The organism is Cognatundibacterium curvum (assembly GCF_014284235.1).
Classification (GTDB): Bacteria; Pseudomonadota; Gammaproteobacteria; order Burkholderiales; family Burkholderiaceae_D; genus Undibacterium; species Undibacterium curvum.
In genome coordinates this window covers 295,982-315,951 of the sequence record NZ_JACOGD010000002.1, presented here as the reverse complement: position 1 = coordinate 315,951, position 19,970 = coordinate 295,982, and the positions used below count along the sequence as shown (strand labels likewise).

At 50.5% G+C, this 19,970-nt stretch carries 15 protein-coding genes and 1 riboswitch; of the genes, 5 read left to right on the top strand and 10 right to left on the bottom strand.

The window, feature by feature from the left end:
- Nucleotides 1-525: 525 nt before the first annotated feature.
- The 3 genes from thiS to H8K43_RS04575 all read right to left on the bottom strand — a co-directional run bounded on the left by thiS (nucleotide 526) and on the right by H8K43_RS04575 (nucleotide 4,993).
- A complete protein-coding gene (gene thiS / locus H8K43_RS04585) occupies nucleotides 526-726 on the bottom strand; it encodes a sulfur carrier protein ThiS (RefSeq protein ID WP_186902747.1) in 201 nt (66 codons plus the stop codon).
- Nucleotides 727-737: 11 nt separating this feature from the next.
- Nucleotides 738-2,651 carry a phosphomethylpyrimidine synthase ThiC gene (gene thiC, locus H8K43_RS04580; protein ID WP_186902746.1) on the bottom strand — a complete coding sequence of 638 codons (1,914 nt, stop codon included), beginning with the start codon at nucleotides 2,649-2,651 and terminating at the stop codon, nucleotides 738-740.
- Between the two features lie 80 nt (nucleotides 2,652-2,731).
- Nucleotides 2,732-2,843, bottom strand: a riboswitch (TPP riboswitch).
- A gap of 32 nt (nucleotides 2,844-2,875) precedes the next feature.
- Complete coding sequence (locus tag H8K43_RS04575) at nucleotides 2,876-4,993, bottom strand: tetratricopeptide repeat-containing diguanylate cyclase (RefSeq protein ID WP_186902745.1); 2,118 nt, start codon at nucleotides 4,991-4,993, stop codon at nucleotides 2,876-2,878.
- A 494-nt stretch (nucleotides 4,994-5,487) separates the two neighbouring features.
- On the opposite strand from H8K43_RS04575, the gene H8K43_RS04570 reads away from it, so the two are divergent.
- The 5 genes from H8K43_RS04570 (at nucleotide 5,488) to H8K43_RS04550 (ending at nucleotide 13,266) form a co-directional block, all read left to right on the top strand.
- Complete coding sequence (locus H8K43_RS04570) at nucleotides 5,488-8,313, top strand: valine--tRNA ligase (protein ID WP_186902744.1); 2,826 nt, start codon at nucleotides 5,488-5,490, stop codon at nucleotides 8,311-8,313.
- 314 nt (nucleotides 8,314-8,627) lie between these two features.
- A complete protein-coding gene (locus H8K43_RS04565; protein WP_230403699.1) occupies nucleotides 8,628-9,062 on the top strand; it encodes a DUF2147 domain-containing protein in 435 nt (144 codons plus the stop codon).
- A 331-nt stretch (nucleotides 9,063-9,393) separates the two neighbouring features.
- The gene (locus H8K43_RS19155) at nucleotides 9,394-10,947 is read left to right on the top strand and encodes a methyl-accepting chemotaxis protein (RefSeq protein ID WP_186902742.1); all 1,554 of its coding nucleotides are present in this window, start codon (nucleotides 9,394-9,396) and stop codon (nucleotides 10,945-10,947) included.
- A gap of 180 nt (nucleotides 10,948-11,127) precedes the next feature.
- Nucleotides 11,128-11,373 carry a YdcH family protein gene (locus H8K43_RS04555; protein ID WP_186902741.1) on the top strand — a complete coding sequence of 82 codons (246 nt, stop codon included), beginning with the start codon at nucleotides 11,128-11,130 and terminating at the stop codon, nucleotides 11,371-11,373.
- 213 nt (nucleotides 11,374-11,586) lie between these two features.
- Complete coding sequence (locus tag H8K43_RS04550; protein WP_186902740.1) at nucleotides 11,587-13,266, top strand: methyl-accepting chemotaxis protein; 1,680 nt, start codon at nucleotides 11,587-11,589, stop codon at nucleotides 13,264-13,266.
- An 85-nt stretch (nucleotides 13,267-13,351) separates the two neighbouring features.
- Here the strand turns inward: H8K43_RS04550 and H8K43_RS04545 are convergent, their stop codons facing one another.
- From H8K43_RS04545 to H8K43_RS04515, 7 genes are all read right to left on the bottom strand, one after another.
- The gene (locus tag H8K43_RS04545) at nucleotides 13,352-14,161 is read right to left on the bottom strand and encodes a DUF3025 domain-containing protein (protein ID WP_186902739.1); all 810 of its coding nucleotides are present in this window, start codon (nucleotides 14,159-14,161) and stop codon (nucleotides 13,352-13,354) included.
- Nucleotides 14,161-15,210 carry a dihydroorotase gene (pyrC, locus tag H8K43_RS04540; RefSeq protein WP_186902738.1) on the bottom strand — a complete coding sequence of 350 codons (1,050 nt, stop codon included), beginning with the start codon at nucleotides 15,208-15,210 and terminating at the stop codon, nucleotides 14,161-14,163. Before pyrC ends, H8K43_RS04545 begins: the two co-directional genes overlap by 1 nt.
- Nucleotides 15,211-15,345: 135 nt before the next feature.
- Nucleotides 15,346-16,074: an amino acid ABC transporter ATP-binding protein gene (locus tag H8K43_RS04535; RefSeq protein WP_186902737.1), complete on the bottom strand. Its 729-nt coding sequence runs from the start codon at nucleotides 16,072-16,074 to the stop codon at nucleotides 15,346-15,348.
- Between the two features lie 91 nt (nucleotides 16,075-16,165).
- Nucleotides 16,166-16,855 carry an amino acid ABC transporter permease gene (locus H8K43_RS04530; RefSeq protein ID WP_162021676.1) on the bottom strand — a complete coding sequence of 230 codons (690 nt, stop codon included), beginning with the start codon at nucleotides 16,853-16,855 and terminating at the stop codon, nucleotides 16,166-16,168.
- Between the two features lie 14 nt (nucleotides 16,856-16,869).
- Nucleotides 16,870-17,610 carry an amino acid ABC transporter permease gene (locus H8K43_RS04525; protein ID WP_186902736.1) on the bottom strand — a complete coding sequence of 247 codons (741 nt, stop codon included), beginning with the start codon at nucleotides 17,608-17,610 and terminating at the stop codon, nucleotides 16,870-16,872.
- 146 nt (nucleotides 17,611-17,756) lie between these two features.
- Nucleotides 17,757-18,707, bottom strand: a complete 951-nt coding sequence (locus H8K43_RS04520) for a transporter substrate-binding domain-containing protein (RefSeq protein WP_186902735.1) — start codon at nucleotides 18,705-18,707, stop codon at nucleotides 17,757-17,759.
- A 158-nt stretch (nucleotides 18,708-18,865) separates the two neighbouring features.
- Nucleotides 18,866-19,759: an amino acid ABC transporter substrate-binding protein gene (locus H8K43_RS04515; protein WP_230403667.1), complete on the bottom strand. Its 894-nt coding sequence runs from the start codon at nucleotides 19,757-19,759 to the stop codon at nucleotides 18,866-18,868.
- Between the last annotated feature and the right edge of the window lie 211 nt (nucleotides 19,760-19,970).

Here is a 19,970-nt window from a genome sequence, read left to right as displayed (position 1 = left end):
GCAATTCAACCTAAAACTGCACATCACTTAAGAAGCTAATCAAACCAAAAGCTATACCACAGAGACACAGAGGCTCAGAGAAAACACAGCGGAATCGCTTCCGATCTCCGTTTTTCTCTTTTTTTCCTCTGTGTCTCTGTGCCTCTGTGTTGAAAGGTCTTCAGGTTTCCCAAACTGACTCTGACTACCTAAACACAGCTCAGTCAAAAGCTAAATCACAGATTCACAGAGACTCAGAGTAAGCACAGAGGAAAATTTCACTTTCGAGCTTTTCTCTCTTTTCCTCTGTGTCTCCGTGTCTCAGTGTTGAGAGATTTTCAGGTTTTTCAAACTGACTCCGGCCACCTAATCACAGCCCAGTCAAAAGCCAAACCACAGAGACACAGAGGCTCAGAGCAAGCACAGCGGAAAATTTCACTTTCGAGCTTTTCTCTTTTTTTCCTCTGTGTCTCTGTGCCTCTGTGTTGAGAGGTTTTCAGGTTTCAAGGTTTTAAGGTTTAAGATTTTCAGCAATGAAGCAAGCACTCAGCCGCCGCCGATTGCACGTACGATGTCAACCTGATCCGCCGCTTGCAAAATGCGTGTGGCCCAGGCCGGACGTGGAACAATCTGGCGATTGACGGCGACCGCTATCGCTTGCTGGGTCAGTTGCATACTGGCGATCAGCTCGGACAATAACTGCGCATCCGGCAAGTGATGAGCAGTACCGTTTAACTGAATTTCCATCGTTGCGCTCCTTACTGCTTCTTATAGATTTCAGCACCGGATTTAACGAACTCCACGGCCTTGACTTCCATACCCTGCTTCAAGGCCTGAATTTCAGAGATGCCCTGGCTCTGCGCAAAGTCGCGCACTTCCTGGGTGATCTTCATGGAGCAGAAATGCGGGCCGCACATGGAGCAGAAATGGGCGACTTTGGCGGAATCCTTAGGCAAAGTCTCATCATGGAATTCGCGTGCTTTATCCGGGTCGAGGCCGAGATTAAACTGATCTTCCCAGCGGAATTCGAAACGCGCTTTGGACAAGGCATTGTCGCGGATTTGCGCCCCCGGATGGCCCTTAGCCAAATCAGCCGCATGGGCCGCGATTTTGTAGGTGATGATGCCGTCTTTCACATCGACTTTATTGGGCAAGCCCAGATGTTCTTTTGGTGTCACATAGCACAGCATGGCAGTGCCATACCAGCCAATTTGCGCAGCACCTATGCCGGACGTGATGTGATCATAGCCAGGGGCGATATCGGTAGTCAGCGGGCCCAGCGTGTAGAACGGCGCCTCGTGGCATTGCTCGAGCTGCAGATCCATATTTTCTTTGATCAGCTGCATGGGCACATGTCCTGGACCTTCTATCATGACCTGTACATCATGCTTCCACGCGATCTGGGTGAGTTCACCCAGCGTACGCAACTCACCTAACTGCGCGTCATCGTTCGCGTCATAAATAGAACCCGGACGCAGTCCATCACCCAGACTGAAGGACACGTCATAGGCCTTCATGATTTCGCAAATATCTTCGAAATGTTCGTACAGGAAGCTCTCTTTATGATGTGCAAGACACCATTTCGCCATGATGGAACCACCACGCGACACAATGCCGGTCAGACGCCTGGCGGTCAGCGGCACATATTGCAAACGGACGCCGGCATGGATGGTGAAGTAATCTACGCCCTGCTCTGCCTGCTCGATCAGCGTGTCGCGGAAAATTTCCCAGGTCAGGTCTTCGGCTTTACCGTTAACTTTTTCCAGTGCCTGATAAATCGGCACGGTGCCGATAGGTACCGGCGAGTTGCGGATGATCCATTCACGCGTTTCATGGATGTGCTTACCAGTCGATAAATCCATCACATTGTCACCACCCCAGCGTATCGCCCAGGTCATTTTTTCGACCTCTTCGCCTATTGAAGAAGTCACTGCCGAGTTACCGATATTGGCATTGATTTTGACCAGGAAATTACGGCCTATGATCATAGGCTCAGATTCAGGATGATTGATATTGGCAGGAATAATGGCACGGCCGCGTGCGATTTCATCCCTCACAAATTCAGGGGTAATGACGGCCGGAATCGAGGCACCGAAAGACTGGCCAGGATGCTGACGCCCCATCATATCAGCCAGTTTTTTTCCCATGGGGCCAGAGGATTGCAGATTCTCCAGATATTCCTGACGACGCAGATTTTCACGAATCGCGACAAATTCCATTTCCGGTGTGATGATGCCCTGACGTGCATAATGCATCTGCGTCACATTGCGTCCGGCCAGCGCACGTCTTGGCTGGCGTTTCAGATTAAAACGCAGCTCTTCCAGTGCCGGATCATTCAGTCTTGCGATGCCATATTCAGAGCTGGGACCAGACAGCTCCTCAGTATCTGCACGCTCTGCAATCCAGGCGCCACGTACCGAAGCCAGACCAGAGCGGATATCGATCTTTGCCTCCGGATCCGTGTAAGGACCTGAGGTATCGTAGACATACACTGGCGGATTTTTTTCTGAGCCAAACATGGCCGGCGTGTCGGATTGCGAGATTTCGCGCATAGGCACGCGGATATCCGGACGGCTGCCCTGGACATAAACTTTACGGGAATTGGGTAAGGCTTGAATTGCAGCTTCATCCACTGTCGCAGTTGCGGACAAAAATTTTGGATTGGCATTCATGGGTGTGGCTCCTTTGCACTTTACTTATGGCTTGGAGCCAGCAAAGGAGTTGGTATAGAACCACAGCAAACCTGGGTTTGTGCACGCTCTAGCAGCTTCCCTTCGCTGGCATTATCCAGATCAGGTTCGAGGGTATTTCTCACCCGTTATCTGCAAATTCATACGCAGAAAACAGGACCCCTAGCATTTGTGTTGTCACGACTTCGCTCGTAACAGCGGGCGCATTATAGCGCTAATAATTCGTTTTGTTCCTTTTTTGTATGTTTATCGAATATCGTCTGTTCAAAGCGTGGCGGTCCCTCAACCTCAGTGAGACTGACCATATCGGCATCGATCGCAGCGGCCAGATCCTGCTCCAGTATCGGCAACGCCAGATCGGGCGCGACCAGCAATTCGGACACGCCATAGGCGCGATTCCTGCCATTTACTTTACCCAGATACAGCGCCATATCAGCAATTTGCAAGACCTTTTCCCAATTCAATTGACTTTCACTCACACCTGAAAACGGCAGAGCGATAAAACCAGCAGAAACAGTCACCTGAATATCACGGCCGCCAGCATGAATTCTCTTTTCCCCGATTGCATACAACACCCGTTCAACCAAAGTCAGCACCTGGACATATTGCGACTTGGGGGAATACACCAGAAATTCTTCACCGCCCCAGCGCAATACCATGTCGCTGTCACGCACTGCTGCACGCAGACGTCTGGCCACTTCGACCAACACAACATCGCCTGCCGCATGTCCGAGGGTGTCATTGATTTGCTTAAAGTGATCGATATCCAGCAAGATCAGGCAATCAGGACTATCCATATCGAGCGAGCGACGCTCCTGACTCTGGCAATCCTGACGGTGCTTCATCATGTCGACAAAAGAGCGACGATTATGCAAACCCGTCAGCGGATCATGCACGGCATGAAACTCCAATTGTGTATTGGCTTCACGTAATTTTTGGTTGGTCTGACTGACACGGCGATACAACACAAAAATAAATATCCCGGCGACCACGATCATGCCAGCAATCAGCATCGTAACCCGCTGGTGCAATAGCTGAGTCTGTAAATCAGCATCTTTTAAGGCATAGTCGCGTTCCAGTAAGGCGATCTGTTTTTGCTTTTGCTCAGACTGGAATTGTTCCTGCATTGCGGCAATGGCCTTACTGCGGTCAGCCCGAAATAACTCTGCGCTGAACTCCTGATGCTGACGCAATGCAGCTAAGGCTTCTTTGTACATACCAGCATGCTCATAGATCGCGGCTAGTTGCTCCAGTATTTGTTCGGCTTCGTTTTTCTGACCCGTCGCAGTCGTGATCTTAAGCGCCTCATTCACCAGTTCAGCACCCTGGCTGATTTTTCCTTGTCCGAGCAAAGCGAAACCAATATTCGCTTTTGTCCCCCGGATATAGCTACTGTCAGGAAATTGTGTTGTTAACTGGAAGGCCAGGCGCGCATTCGCTTCTGCGCTTTTATAGTCGTGCTTCTGCAGATAATAAGTGGAAATATAAAGCAGGCAGTTAAGCTCAGTTTCTTCCAGATGGCTGTCGCGTGCAATTTTCAAGGCGCGTCGATAAGCATCCAGTGCCTGTTCATCGCGCCCGAGCAGAGTGAGTGCCCCCCCTTCATCGATCAACAGCGATGCATAATTTTTGGGGGCTCTGGAATAAGGCGTCAATGCCATCGCCTCATTCACAGTCTGCAGCGATTTTTCCGGATCACGCATCGCAATATATAACTGGGCTAAGCCCTCAAGCATGAAAATCCGGTTTTGCTCGCGACGATACGGCAGTTTGTCAGTCAGTCGTAATACATCGTGATAGAAACGTAGCGAAGCTTCGTAGTTACCCATCACGAAATGCATGGCGCCAAGTGCGCCGTAAAGCCGGAATTTGGCGTCATCACTCACATTGGCGTGCAAATTGTCTAATAATTGCGTTAATTCCTTCAGGGCTTGAGCGGGCTGTCCTGATGAATACTTTTGGTAAGCCAAAATCACATCCGCCATCAATAAGGCATCCTTGTCTCCGCTATCGATAGCCAGTTTTCGCATCGCAGATAAAAATAACTGGGCGGCGCTGTTGTTACCCAGTTCTGCATGCAGATGATATAAGGCTCTGAGTGTCGTCAGCCTGACCGGAATACTGGTGGATGCATCCTGTTGTCGATAGAGCTGCTCCAGCTGTTGCAAAGCACGCGCATTGTCGGAATCAGCCACGGAGAAAATATCAAATACGGCTTGCAGTTCACGCTGCTCATCTGCATACGCACTACGCATGCACAACAGGGTAAACATCAGACCAAGAAAGAGTAACAGATGACAAACGCCCGTTTTAGATTTATGCATGAGATCGTTTTTAGTTAAGTGTAACGGATACGCCTGTTCAGGCCTGCTGCAACGTGCTGCCATCCGTCTTCGGGTCTGTACAATAATCGGTCAATTGCACATGTGATGGCCGCGTTGATTCATCTGATTCATTTGCTGACTTTAATTCAAGCAGCATCGTAACAATGTTTGCATTCCCTCTGCGTCAGGCGTTACAAAGTACCTCAATGCCGCCTGCGCCTCCACGCTGGCTGAGTAAAATTACACTTCAGCAAACAAACTGCCCCACCTACTTTATAGTGCAATTACAGTCACTTGCAAAAAAAATGATCACACCTGACGATGCAAATTAATAAAAAAATCACAAATTACACTTAAACCCTGCTATTTCTGCGCGATCAGCAAGGCACTGCTGCAATACAGGGCATACCCGCTTAAAAAGCAAGGCGAAGTCCACGTCAGCAGCACTACTCTCATTTATAATCAAACGTTTAGCACTCAACCAACAGATCATCATGGAATTAGCGAAGTCTTTCGAACCCGCAGAAATCGAACAACAATGGCGCGCCGAATGGGAGCAACGCGGATATTTCGCGGCCAGCATGGACGATGGCAAACCTTCATTCTCTATACAATTGCCACCGCCAAATGTGACCGGCACACTGCATATGGGCCATGCTTTTAATCAGACCATCATGGATGGCCTGACCCGCTACTACCGTATGCGTGGCTACAACACTGCCTGGGTACCGGGTACCGACCATGCTGGGATTGCGACGCAGATCGTGGTGGAACGTCAGCTTGATGCACAAAAGATCTCACGCCATGATCTGGGCCGTGAAAAGTTCCTGGAAAAAGTCTGGGAATGGAAAGAGAAATCCGGTTCCACCATCACCGGTCAGATGCGTCGTATGGGTGCATCGGCAGACTGGGACCGTGAATACTTCACTATGGATGCGGAACGCTCCAAGTCTGTGACTGAAGTGTTTGTGCGTCTGGTGGAGCAAGGCCTGATTTACCGTGGCAAACGCCTGGTCAACTGGGACCCAGTACTCGGTACTGCGGTATCCGATCTGGAAGTGGTATCGGAAGAAGAAGACGGTTCTATGTGGCATATCCGCTATCCGTTTGCGGATGGTTCGGGTCATCTGACCGTTGCTACTACGCGTCCTGAAACCTTACTGGGTGACGTGGCCGTCGCGGTTGACCCTACCGATGAGCGCTATAGCGCGCTGGTCGGCAAGCTGCTCAAACTGCCTTTGACTGAGCGCGAAATTCCTGTGATTGCCGACAGCTATGTCGATAAAGAATTCGGTACCGGCTGTGTGAAGATCACACCTGCGCATGACTTCAATGATTACGCTGTTGGTCAGCGCCACGACCTGGAAAAGATCAGCATCCTGACACTGGATGCGAAAATCAATGACAATGCACCGGAAAAATACCGCGGTCTGGACCGCTTTGAAGCTCGTAAGCAAATCGTGGCTGACCTCGATGCACAAGGCTTGCTGGAATCGGTTAAGCCACACAAATTAATGGTGCCACGCGGCGACCGCACCAATGTCGTGATCGAACCTATGCTGACCGATCAGTGGTTCATGGCGATGAGCAAACCGGCACCGGAAGGTACCCACTTCCCGGGCAAATCCATCGCTGAAGTCGCGCTTGAAAAAGTCGCTTCCGGTGAAATTAAGTTCGTTCCTGAAAACTGGAGTAACACTTACAACCAGTGGCTCAACAATATTCAGGACTGGTGTATTTCCCGTCAGTTGTGGTGGGGCCATCAGATACCTGCCTGGTATGGCGATGATGGCCAAGTCTTCGTGGCGCGCAATGAAGCGGACGCGCAGGCGAAAGCACAGGCAGCGGGTTACCAAGGTGCCCTGAAACGCGATGATGATGTGCTCGATACCTGGTTCTCATCGGCGCTGGTGCCCTTCTCCACCATGGGCTGGCCGGAAGAGACACCGGATATACGCCATTTCCTGCCGTCTTCTGTGCTGGTCACTGGCTTCGACATTATTTTCTTCTGGGTTGCGCGTATGGTCATGATGACCGTGCATTTCACTGGAAAAGTGCCATTTAACACCGTGTATGTGCATGGTCTGGTCAGAGATTCCAGCGGCCAGAAAATGTCTAAATCCAAAGGCAATACGCTAGATCCGATTGATCTGATCGATGGCATTAAGATCGATGATCTGGTCGCTAAACGTACTGTCGGCCTGATGAATCCTAAGCAGGCAACGGCGATCGAAAAAGCTACCCGCAAGGAATTTGCTGATGGTATCCCGGCCTATGGCACCGATGCCTTACGCTTTACTATGGCCAGCTATGCGTCACTGGGTCGCAATATCAATTTTGATCTGGGCCGCTGCGAAGGTTATCGTAACTTCTGCAATAAGCTGTGGAATGCGACACGCTTCGTATTGATGAATACCGAAGGCAAGGACTGTGGCTTTGGCGCGGATGTCACAGACGCAGATCTGGATTACTCGCAAGCGGACAAATGGATCATCTCGACGCTGCAACGCGCTGAGATGGAAATCGAAAAGGGCTTCAGTGACTTCCGCTTCGATAATATTGCATCTGCGATCTATAAATTTGTCTGGGACGAATATTGTGACTGGTATCTGGAAGTGGCTAAGGTCCAGGTACAGCAAGGCACAGAAGCACAGCAACGTGCAACCCGTCGCACATTACTGCGCGTACTGGAAGTCACCCTGCGTCTGGCGCATCCGGTGATTCCTTTCGTGACCGAACAGTTATGGCAAACCGTGGCACCGCTGGCAGGCAAGCAGCTCAATCCGGCTGGCGATTCCATCATGCTGCAGCCGTATCCGCTGGCAGTCGCAGCCAATGTGAATGAAGAAGCCGAAGGCTGGATGTCAGCACTCAAAGCAATGACTGACGCCTGCCGTAATCTGCGTGGTGAAATGCAGTTGTCGCCCGCATTGCGCGTTCCTTTGTTAATGCAGGCAGCCAATGCGGAAGACAAGGCAAGACTGCAGTCATTTGCACCGTATCTGCAGGCACTGGCCAAGCTGTCTGAAGTCCAGGTGGTGGATGCTTTACCTGACTCTCCGGCACCGGTTTCTATCGTCGGTGAATCGAAACTGATGTTGAAAGTAGAGATCGATGTTGCCGCCGAACGTGAACGTCTGAGCAAAGAAATCACGCGTCTGGAAACAGAAATTGCAAAAGCTGAAGCTAAGCTGAGCAATGAAAGCTTTGTCGCGCGCGCTCCGGCAGCGGTAGTCGCACAGGAAAAAGAAAGAATGGCGAACTTCTCTGCGACGCTGGCAAAATTACGTGAACAGGCAGCGAAGTTACCGCCAGCCTGAAGCCCATACAACCAATAAGGCCAACATAAAACCGGAGCGCGTTTTTATGCTGCTCCGGTTTTTTTTGCCTGCTGCCTTCGTCATTTCAGTCAAATAATTTACGTTGAAGAAATAAAGCTGGGCAAAGCGTGATTTTCCAAATTTTCGTTTGCAGCTGCGTATCGCACAACACAAAAAAATCTAAAGGCTGCCCTCTATAAAACTTAAACAAAATACCAGAGCTAACACGTACAATCAGCAATCGGTAGCACACCGACAGGACTGATGTCTATTGCGCGTCATTAAAAACCGAATCAGGAGACAACATGAAAAAAATGAGTATTTTAGCGATACTGTTCTCGCTCGTGGCCATGCCTTTTGCGCATGCGGAAGAGACACCGGTAGGACTCTGGAAGAATATTGATGATAAAACGGGCAAGCCCAAGGCTCTGATAAGGATTACTGAGAGCAACGGCGAATTGCAGGGGAAAATCGAAAAGTTATTTCTCGAGGATGGCGCAGACAAAAATCCGAAATGTGATAAATGCGAAGGTGCGAATAAAGATCAGCCTGTGATAGGCATGACTATCCTGTACGGTCTCAAAAAAGACAGTGAAGAATACAATGGCGGAAAAATTATCGATCCGGCCAATGGCAAGGTATATAGCAGCAAAATGCACCTGACCGATAACAATAAAAAGCTCAATGTGCGCGGTTATATAGGTACGCCATTTTTGGGACGTTCACAAGTGTGGATACGCGAGCAGTAATCGCAGTCTGACCTCTCCCTGACAAAAACGGAAGCAAGTGCTTCCGTTTTTTTTGCGCATTTTGTATTGCAACATGCAGTCACAGCCAGTCACAGCACTCAGCCCACAGATGAAAAATTGTCTCCTGGCTTGAAAAATTCCGCTCCCGTTCTATTGTTGATTCATGGCATTAAAAATTTTCCTCGTCAAGAACGGCAATGTTGATTATTAAGAATTCTGTGCATAGCAAGTAACACATCGGAAAATACGTAGAACAATTTTCATGCCCTGCATTAACATGTTACCCAACAGAAATCCCGATATCTAGCTGACTCTCACCTGGACTGATCACATGCTGAAGACTATTCTGACCCGTATCACGATACGCTTACGACTCACACTGGGCTTTGGCATAGTGTTGCTGTTGACCAGCGGCATACTGGGTCTGGGCTTATTTAAACTCAGTCAGTTGCAACGCAGCACAGATTATATTTTCCAGACTAAGGTGGCGAGTCTGGATGCAGCAACGGAGATGCGCGAGCAAGGACGCGCCCTTACCCTGACCTTGCGCAAAATGACGGCACCACGCGATCAGGGTGAGGCAGAAAAAGAAACCAAACGCCTGGTCAGTGCCCTTAGCAGCTTTGAAGAATCTGAAGCCGTCGCCAAAAAACTGTTGTCCGATCCGAATGACCTGACACGTCTGCAAGCAGCCATCGTTCAAAAACAAGCAGTACTCGCGGTGATCAAAAAAATCCAGGCCTTCGTTGCTGAAGGCAATTATTTCGATGCTTCAGGCTTATTGCAAACCGAGTTTCTGGTACCGCATGAAAAATGGATGGCTGAGCTGACCGAACTGGCCAAATTACAGCATGATGCAATGCGCTCTACCTACGAGCAATCACTGGCGAATTACCGCAGCTCTGTGATCAGTTTACTCATCATCGGTGTACTAACCTTAATCACAGGCGCACTGGCCGGATGGCTGATTGCACGCAGCATCGTATCCCCTCTGAAAGCTGCGGTGCATATTGCCGATGCGATCGCCAACAATAATCTGACTGCGAGAATAGAGGTCAGGACGCAGGACGAGCTGGGGGAATTGCTCGGCTCTTTGCGACAGATGCAGGATAACTTTGTGCAGACCATCGCCAGAATTAAAGACAGCGCATCCACCATCACAACAGCCTCACAGGAAATAGCGACTGGCAATGCCGATCTGTCGTCCCGCACCGAAAACCAGGCTGGCTCGCTGGAAGAAACCGCAAGTTCTATGGATGAACTGACCAGTACGGTCAGACAAAATGCGGACAATGCAAGGCAGGCGAATCAATTAGTCTTGTCAGCCAGCCAGGTCGCCACTAAAGGCGGCAGTGTAGTTGGTCAGGTAGTTGACACCATGGGCCAGATTAAGAGCAGTTCACAGAAAATTGTCGACATCATCAGTGTTATCGATGGCATCGCTTTTCAAACCAATATCCTGGCACTGAATGCAGCGGTCGAGGCAGCGCGCGCTGGTGAACAGGGGCGCGGTTTTGCGGTAGTCGCTGCCGAGGTGCGCAATCTGGCGCAGCGCAGCGCGGGTGCCGCTAAAGAAATCAAACAATTGATCGATGACTCGGTCGGCAATGTAGAACGCGGCAGCCTGTTGGTGGATGATGCGGGTAAGACTATGCAAGACATTGTCAGCAGCGTGCAGCATGTAGCCGACATCATGAGTGAAATCAGTGCCGCCAGCACGGAACAAAGCGCAGGCATAGAACAGATCAACCTTGCGATCACTGAAATGGATGAAATGACGCAGCAAAATGCAGCCTTAGTAGAACAAGCTGCAGCTGCTGCGGAAAGCATGGAAGAACAGGCACTGGTATTAGCCCAGGCCGTCAGCGTCTTCCGTTTGCCTTAATGCCTTCCTCTGTTCAGGGCCGATTGAAGCCAGACTGCCTGAAGCGCGTTTCCGACAAAATGCGGATAGTTGAAATCTGAATAAAATGTCATTCCGGCTTGATGTATATCACGAACAACGAGTGCTAAAAATATACGATGGAGTCAACAGGAATTGTCCTGCATCCCCTAAGGAGCCAAAATGCAAGTTGACCATCATCCATTAGCTGCTGATTTTCCAGAATACAAAGAGACCATTCATCATCTGAAAATGAACAATGCGCATTTCGCTAAACTGTTCACAGAATATGAGGACGCAGACAAGGCGGTCATCCGTGCAGAAAACGGCGTCGAGCATCTGGCCGATGTCGCTTTGGAAGACTTGAAAAAAGTTCGCATCAGCCTGAAAGACCAGCTGTTTCAATTGCTGAAATCGGCGGCAAACTAATCTTCACATTTGGGCAGAGGCGCGCGCTCTGCCCTATGTTCTCCGCCTCCACAGGCATCTCTGCTGAAACGCCACCAGGCACATTATCGGCCCGACCGGCAGCAGCGGCCAGCAATCAGCTCTGACTTTTCTTACCGCCCCCGGTAAGCGGGCAGGCCGGATTTCGTCTGTCACATAGTTCAACACTGTTTTCCTTGTCTATCGAACGTCATCATGAATCTCCCTCAACTCAAAATCGCTACCCGGCTCGCGCTGTGCTTTGCCAGCATCCTGGTCTTCTCCTTTCTCGCCACCGCGCTCGCCCAATGGCGCCTGCAACAGACTGCCGACGAAACCCGCCAGATGATGGAGCAGCCCTTAGCAAAAGAACGTATGATTTCTGACTGGTATCGTTACATCCAGGTCGGCGTACGCAGAACTGCAGCGATCGCTAAAAGCAGCGACACCTCCTTACTGCAATTTTTTTCTGAAGACGCCGCAGCGACCATGAAGGGCGCGAGCGATATGCAAAACAAAATAGAAAGCCTGCTCAGCACTGACGAAGAAAAGAAGCTGTTTGCGGATATCACGGCAGAACGGAAAATCTATACCAATGCGCGGGAAGAAATACTGGCAGCCAAAGAGCGTGGCGATACAGCAATGGCGAATCAGCTGATTACGACGACGTTCATGCCGGCGGCAAAACGCTATCAAGGACTGATACAGGAATTACAAGAAGAGCAGCGCGAGGAGTTAAACCGGCTGGCGAAGAAAATCGAAGTGGATTATCAGAGCACAAAAACGATACTCACCAGCTTAAGCCTGCTCGCATTTTTATGTGGACTGTTGTGTACCTGGCTACTGGCACGCAGTATCCTGCGCGAACTCGGCGGTGAACCGGCCTATGCTTCCGCCATTGCTCGACGCATAGCGCAAGGCGATCTCGCGACTGAGGTGGTGTTACAGCCACGTGATCAAAGCAGCCTGCTGTATGCCATGAAAACCATGCGCGATGGCCTGGCCAATATCGTCAGCCAGGTAAGGGCCGGTACGGAAACCATCGCCAGCGCCTCAGATCAGATTGCAGCCGGTAATCTTGATTTATCCGGACGTACCGAAGCACAGGCCAGTGCACTGGAACAAACTGCCGCATCGATGGAGCAGTTGAATTCCACCGTACGTCAAAATGCCGATAATGCGCGGCAGGCCAATCAGCTGGCAGCATCAGCCTCTGATATTGCAGCCAAGGGAGGCGAAGTCGTGAGCCAGGTGGTACATACTATGCATGGCATCAACAACTCTGCGCATAAGATTACAGAAATCATTGGTGTGATTGACGGCATCGCTTTCCAGACTAATATTCTGGCGCTGAATGCTGCGGTCGAAGCCGCACGTGCCGGTGATCAGGGCCGTGGCTTTGCAGTGGTGGCGACCGAAGTGCGTAATCTGGCGCAACGCAGTGCCGCCGCCGCGAAAGAAATCAAAGTATTGATCGGTGACTCTGTGAATCAGGTGCAGGCCGGTAGCAAGCTGGTCGAACAAGCCGGTACTACCATGCAGGATATCGTGCAAAGTGTGGAGCAGGTGGCCAGCATCATGCATGACATTACCAGCGCCAGCCAGGAACAAAGTCAGGGGATAGCCCAGGTCAATCAGGCCATCAATCAAATGGATGATACGACGCAGCAAAATGCAGCACTGGTGGAAGAAGCAACGACCGCGTCGGTATCCTTACAAGATCAGGCACAACATCTGGCGCAGATGGTCAGCGTATTCAAACTGAATGACGAAAAACCTTTAACTGCACACAGCACTCAGTTTAAAAAAGTACCTGTCCAGGCCGCTGTGGTTGCCACTCATATACAGAATGACATGCAGCACAAAAAAATCGCCAATTCCCGCTTTGATGCCTGATCGTCAAGATAAAAACCGCTATCCTTGCTGAGCGATAGCGGTCTTAATGGCATTTGTGGACGACGCCAACTGCGCCAGACTCAGCTCAACGCCTGGCTTGCCGGGCAGGACGAAATACCTGGGTATCCTGGTAAAACGCCAGATCCTGTTCCGGCCACCAACCCGGTATCCCCAGCACTGGTAAAGGGGTGTAATCCGCGGTAGTCAGGCTATGCTGCTCCAGTTGCGCTGCCACCTGACTATCTAGCCAACGACACTTTTCATCGGCGTCCGCCGTAAAAAATTCCGGGCTGACCCGCACTACCCAGCTATGCGCGGTAATCGCCTTATAGGGAGCAACCAGTTTCTCCATCAAGGCATGGCCAAAGCTCCACACTTCGGCACACTGACCAAATGCTTCACGCTGCGTGATGAATGCCTGCTGCCAGTCATGCTGGCGTAATGCTTCCGTCAGACTATCGCCGCGCGCATCATCTGCCACCACCAGCAAAGCTGCATTTTCATCAAAGATCGTCGCTGCATCACGCGCCGGGCCACGCGACTTACCTATGCCCAGTTGCGCAATTTGCGCCGCCTGTAAGGCATTGAGCTGACGTTTAATCAGCGGGAAACGCAGCCAGACCAGGGCATTAAAAAAATCATGCAGATTCTCACGCGTAGGCACACAGCCGCTGGCACTGATATGCGCCTCATAAGCAACACCATCCGGCAAGTCTTCCTGAGGGATGAATTGCAAAGGCAAACCGCGATGATTACGCAAGGCGAGCTGATGTGCCTGATGATTCAGCCAACTACGCCAGTCAGCTGCGGCCAGCAACTCAGTTGCCACCGGCCGGACGGTAGAAAACCAGGCACAGGACCAGTCTATGCCATCAAAAAAACGCACTACAGACATCAGGCTGCCTGCATTTTCCAGTGTATGGTTTCACCACTGTTGAGCGGCACGATCACGGTTTCTGAGAATGGCAGTTCGGCGGGTATGGTCCAGTCTTCACGCACCAGCGTGATGCGGTCTGTATTGCGCGGCAGTTGATAGAAGTCCGGGCCATTGAAGCTGGCAAACGCCTCCAGCTGATCGAGCGCACCGGCCTGATCGAAGGCTTCGGTGTACAGCTCCATTGCATGCAAAGCGGTATAACAACCGGCGCAACCACAGGCATGTTCTTTCAAGCCTTTAGGATGCGGCGCAGAGTCGGTGCCAAGGAAGAAGCGTGGGCTGCCGGAAGTCGCCGCTTTCAATAAAGCCTGACGATGGGTTTCACGTTTCAGCACAGGCAGGCAGTAGTAATGCGGACGTATGCCACCCTTGAAAATTTCATTGCGGTTATACAGCAAATGATGCGCTGTGATGGTGGCGGCGATAGGGCCGGAAGCTTCTGCCACATAGGCAGCAGCATCGCTGGTGGTGATGTGTTCGAACACCACTTTCAGCTCAGGCATATCGCTACGCAGCGGCTGCATCACACGTTCGATAAACACGGCTTCACGATCGAATAAATCTATCTCAGGATTGGTCACCTCACCATGTACCAGGAAAGGCATGCCAACTTCCTGCATGGCTTCCAGCGCTGCATAGCATTTCTTCAGGTCGGTCACACCGGCATCCGAGTTCGTAGTTGCGCCGGCCGGATACAGCTTGACTGCATGCACCAGACCACTGTCTTTGGCACGGCGAATTTCATCAGGTGCCGTGTTATCCGTCAGGTACAGCGTCATCAGCGGTTCAAACTTCATCCCGGCTGGCAGGGCAGCCAGAATGCGCTCACGATAGGCCAGCGCCTGTGCGGTCGTGGTGACCGGGGGTTTCAGGTTAGGCATCACGATGGCACGGCCAAACTGCGCGGCAGTATGCGGCAAAACACTGGCTAATGCAGCGCCATCGCGCAAATGCAGATGCCAGTCATCAGGGCGGGTAATAGTCAGGGAGGATGGCGTGGAAGTCATGAGGTCGGCTTTCTGAATTCAGGTCAAATACGTTGCAGGCTGCATTTTACCTTGCGGGGCGATAAAGATAAAAAAACCCGCACCACAGCGTGGTACGGGTTGTTCACGAGGCGTGCTGAAACTGCCAGTGCGGAATCAGTGAGAAATGATCTTTGCCAGGAAATCACGCGCGCGGTCTGAACGCGCATTATTAAAGAATTCATCTCTGGCGCAGTCTTCCACGATCAGGCCTTTATCCATGAATACGATGCGGTTAGCGACTTTACGCGCAAAGCCCATTTCATGCGTAACCACCATCATGGTCATGCCTTCCTGTGCCAGACCTACCATCACATCGAGCACTTCGTTAATCATTTCAGGATCCAGCGCCGAAGTCGGCTCATCGAATAACATGGCGATCGGGTCCATAGACAGGGCACGTGCAATCGCAACGCGCTGTTGCTGACCGCCGGATAACTGACCTGGGAATTTGTCTTTATGCGCGAGAAGACCAACCCGGTCCAGATATTTCAAACCACGCTCAGTCGCTTCTTCTTCTGAACGGCCGAGTACCTTGACCTGACCCAGCGTCAGATTCTGACGTATAGACAGATGTGGGAATAATTCGAAGTTCTGGAACACCATGCCTATGCGCGCGCGCAGCTTGGACAAATTGGTTTTCGGATCGCCGACCGAGATGCCGTCGACTGTGATGTCACCTTTCTGGAAAGGTTCCAGACCATTGACGGTTTTAATCAGCGTGGATTTGCCGGAGCCGGAAGGACCGCAGACCACCACTACCTCGCCTTTTTTGACTTCGGTCGTGCAGTCGGTCAGTACCTGAAACTGGCCATACCATTTGCTGACGTTGTTAATCTTAATCATGTGATTCTCCAATTCTGTTCTGAAAAGCGGGTTTCCTGCCAGGCGTATGCCGAGAAAACCCCGCTGTATAGCGTTTTGTAATGACTGAGGTTTAGCGGATGATCGCGACTTTCTGTTGCAGTTTCTTGACTGCAGTCGATAAGCTCAGGCACATGATGAAATACACCACGGCCGCAAAGCTATACATTTCGACCAGACGACCATCGCGTTGCGCCACTTTGGCAGCGGAACCAAAAAAGTCTGCAATCGACAAGATCGACACCAGTGACACGTCCTGAAACAGCACGATGGTCTGGGTCAGCAACACCGGGATCATATTGCGGAAGGCCTGAGGCAGCACGATATGCGCCATAGTCTGCCAATAGTTCATCCCCATCGCATAACCGGCCCAGATCTGACCACGCGGAATCGACTGTATGCCGGAGCGCATGATTTCACAGTAATACGCAGCTTCAAACATCACAAAGGTAATCAGACAGGAAGCAAACGCACCCACCTGCACCGGTTCATTCGAGCCGGTAATCCAGGCACCGATATATGGCACCAGGAAGTAAAACCAGAAAATCACCAGTACCAGCGGAATCGAGCGCATGATATTCACATAGCCGGAGGCCAGCAAATACACCAGCTTATTGCTGGACAAGCGCATCATGGCCAGCAGCGTACCAAACACGATACCGCCCGTCATCGCCAGCAAAGTCAGCTTGAGCGTGAACACCATGCCGGTCTGGAACAGATATACCCAGGAGCGCTGAATCACGTCAAAATCAAAATTTCCCATACTTTTCTCCCCGCTTACTTCGCACTGCCAGCGGCAATAAAGCCGGGCACACGCAAAGTTTTTTCCAACAGATTCGACAACAGAATCGCGATCACTGACACCACCAGATAAATTATTGTGGCGGCACCAAATGCCTCAAACGTCTGGAAGGACATTTCCTGCATAGAGCGCGCACTTGCGGTCAGCTCGATCAGACCGATGGACAAAGCCACGGAGCTGTTCTTGATAATCGCAGCGACTTCATTGGTCAGGGAAGGAATAATGATACGGAAAGCCATAGGCAGCAGCACGTAGCGATAAGTCTGCGGCAGCGTGAGTCCCAGTGCCACACCAGCCATACGCTGACCACGTGGCAAGGCCTGAATACCGGTGGAAACCTGTACCGCGACGCGCGCAGAAGTAAAGAATCCCAGACTCAGCACTGCGGTCACAAACGGTGCATTCGGCAACTGTTTGAGCGCATTTCCCATGTCTACTGGCAGACATTCAGGGAATACGAAATACCACAAAAACATTTGTACGATCAGCGGGATATTGCGAAATAACTCGACATAGGCGTTGGCTGCCCTGACTATCCATTTATTGGGTGCTGTGCGCAGGGTACCGATCAGCAAACCGATCACTAAGGCTAATACCCAGGCCGTACCGGCAGTAGCCAGTGTCCACTTCAGACCGGCAATCAGCGAGTCAAAGTAGGTGCCCATCCCATCTGGCGCATCTTCCCAATAGATGTTCCAGTTCCAGTTGTAATTCATTGTCTATCCCTCCTGTACACGACCACAGCAGACCTGCGACGCCTGTAGATTCAGGCTGCACGCTGCCTGGGACACACAAATTGCGCATCCCAAATAAAACGGGAGGCGAGCTTCGCCCCCCGCTTGTTAACACTTTGCGGCTTCTGTTATTTTTTTACTTTTTTCAGAACAGCTTTTTGAGCTTCCGGTACCGCTGCGTAGGCAGATGGCTCACCGGAGTCAGTCGGCTTAGCGACCACAGCTTTCAACTGATCAGACATAGGCAAGTTCAGCGAGATGCCTTTTGGTGGTATCGGTTGCAGGAACCACTTATGGTAGATGCGGTTGATATCACCTGAAGTCAGTACTGTGCTGATCGCTGTATCAACAGCTTTTTTGAACGCTGCGTCATCTTTGCGCAGCATGATGCCGTAAGGCTCAACCGACAGCGCTTCTTTGCTGATTTCATAGTCGCCTGGCGACTTGGAGTTAGCCGCCTGAGAAATCAGCAGAATGTCGTCCATCACCCATGCCACAGCACGTCCGGTTTCTACCATCAGGAAAGCTTCAGCATGATCTTTGGCTGGCAGAATATTGATACCCAGATTCTGATCTGCATTCAAAGTAGTCAGCTGTTTCAGATTGGCAGTACCGGAAGTAGACACCACAGCCTTACCTTTGAGGTCAGCCAGAGTTTTAATGCCAGCGGTTTTCTTGGACAGAATACGGTTGGCAGTCACGAAGGTGGTTGGTGCAAACGATACTTGCTTCTGGCGTTCAACATTGTTTGTGGTCGAACCGCATTCCAGATCAATGGTGCCGTTGGCCATCAGCGGAATACGGGTCGCCGATGTGACAGGATTCATTTTGACCTTCAATTCCGGCAAGCCCAGTTGCTTTTGTACGGAACTGACTATCTTCATACACAGGTCGATGGAGTACCCCTGATACGATTGTTTGTCATCCAAATAGGAAAACGGGATCGAAGAGTCGCGTACACCCAGCGTGATCGTCGCTGTGTCTTTGATTTTTTTCAGGGTGCCAGTTTCTTCTGCCTGAGCTACACCTGCAATTGCACCAGCGCTGATCATCACCGCTAAAACTTTCAACAATTTCATACCGTCTCCTATAAGTAAACCGAAAAAGTTCATACAAACGAGTTTAACAAAAGCCAGGCTTAACTGACCTTGTTTGTCGCATCATTTCATACGTAAATATACGTAAATTATCCGATATTTTTACGACTTCCGGTAAAACAGTGACAAGTTAAGCGATCTTAGTCCGCTACTTTATCCGTTGGGAAGCGGATCGTATCGCGTAATAAGAATCCCATCGGCATCGCCAAGGTTGTTGCCTTTGGTGGAATAGGCTTTTTAAACCATTTTTCATACAAGCGTGTGACTTCACCTTCATTCATCAGTTTAGAGACTTCCTTGTCTACAAATTCCTTGAATGCCGGGTCATCTTTGCGGAACATGATGGCGTAAGGCTCGGTCGACAAGGCCTCACCTACCACAGAGAATTTCTCCGGATCTTTGGCTTTGGCACGCAGGCCAAACAACAACACGTCGTCCATCGCGAAGGCATCGGCCTGGAAATTTTCCACCATATTGAAAGACTCAGCATGGTCTGCGCCTTCCAACAGACGTACGTTCAGATTGCGCGCCTTATCACGATCATTCAGCAGCTTCACTGTAGTCGTGCCTTTGGTCGTCACCACTTTTTTATCTTTCAGATCAGTCCAGTTTTTGATACCGGAATCGCTGCGTACTACCATACGGGTAGTCGCAAAAAAGTGCGGGATGGTGAACGCGACTTGTTTTCTGCGCTCTGCATTATTGGTAGTGGAGCCGCACTCCAGATCTGCCTTACCCTCGGCGATAGCAGGAATACGCGTGCTGGTATTGACCAGCAAGGTGTTCACTTTAAGCTGAGGCAGCTTTAATTCTTTTTTGATCGCGTCTACAATTTTCATACACAGATCAACCGAGTAACCAACAGGCTTACCGTCATTGACGAAGGAAAACGGCACCGAGCTTTCTCTGTGTGCGATCGTAATTGTTTGTGTTTCCTTAATATGAGCCATCGTATTGGCCGCAGCAGGCAAGGCCACCCAGGCTGCGAGTATCGTCAGCAAGCAGCGCTGCCAGCCGATGTTGAATTGACGCATAACACCTCCTAATATTGAATTGCTCAGGATGGTAATGACAAACGGCAACAAAATCCAACAAAAAACGCAGATATTTCCAAAATATTGTTTGGCTAAATCTGATAATTAAGCATTACTAAAAAGTTAAAATAGTAATTATCCGACAAAAATTGTGATAATTTCTTCAATGCATTTTATTTGCACGCCAGGCAAATTGCCTGCAAGTGTGTCC

Coding starts and splice junctions, on each gene's coding strand:
- thiS (WP_186902747.1), bottom strand. CDS start 726: ATGGAAATTCAGTTAAACGGTACTGCTCATCACTTGCCGGATGCGCAG.
- thiC (WP_186902746.1), bottom strand. CDS start 2,651: ATGAATGCCAATCCAAAATTTTTGTCCGCAACTGCGACAGTGGATGAA.
- H8K43_RS04575 (WP_186902745.1), bottom strand. CDS start 4,993: ATGCATAAATCTAAAACGGGCGTTTGTCATCTGTTACTCTTTCTTGGT.
- H8K43_RS04570 (WP_186902744.1), top strand. CDS start 5,488: ATGGAATTAGCGAAGTCTTTCGAACCCGCAGAAATCGAACAACAATGG.
- H8K43_RS04565 (WP_230403699.1), top strand. CDS start 8,628: ATGAGTATTTTAGCGATACTGTTCTCGCTCGTGGCCATGCCTTTTGCG.
- H8K43_RS19155 (WP_186902742.1), top strand. CDS start 9,394: ATGCTGAAGACTATTCTGACCCGTATCACGATACGCTTACGACTCACA.
- H8K43_RS04555 (WP_186902741.1), top strand. CDS start 11,128: ATGCAAGTTGACCATCATCCATTAGCTGCTGATTTTCCAGAATACAAA.
- H8K43_RS04550 (WP_186902740.1), top strand. CDS start 11,587: ATGAATCTCCCTCAACTCAAAATCGCTACCCGGCTCGCGCTGTGCTTT.
- H8K43_RS04545 (WP_186902739.1), bottom strand. CDS start 14,161: ATGTCTGTAGTGCGTTTTTTTGATGGCATAGACTGGTCCTGTGCCTGG.
- pyrC (WP_186902738.1), bottom strand. CDS start 15,210: ATGACTTCCACGCCATCCTCCCTGACTATTACCCGCCCTGATGACTGG.
- H8K43_RS04535 (WP_186902737.1), bottom strand. CDS start 16,074: ATGATTAAGATTAACAACGTCAGCAAATGGTATGGCCAGTTTCAGGTA.
- H8K43_RS04530 (WP_162021676.1), bottom strand. CDS start 16,855: ATGGGAAATTTTGATTTTGACGTGATTCAGCGCTCCTGGGTATATCTG.
- H8K43_RS04525 (WP_186902736.1), bottom strand. CDS start 17,610: ATGAATTACAACTGGAACTGGAACATCTATTGGGAAGATGCGCCAGAT.
- H8K43_RS04520 (WP_186902735.1), bottom strand. CDS start 18,707: ATGAAATTGTTGAAAGTTTTAGCGGTGATGATCAGCGCTGGTGCAATT.
- H8K43_RS04515 (WP_230403667.1), bottom strand. CDS start 19,759: ATGCGTCAATTCAACATCGGCTGGCAGCGCTGCTTGCTGACGATACTC.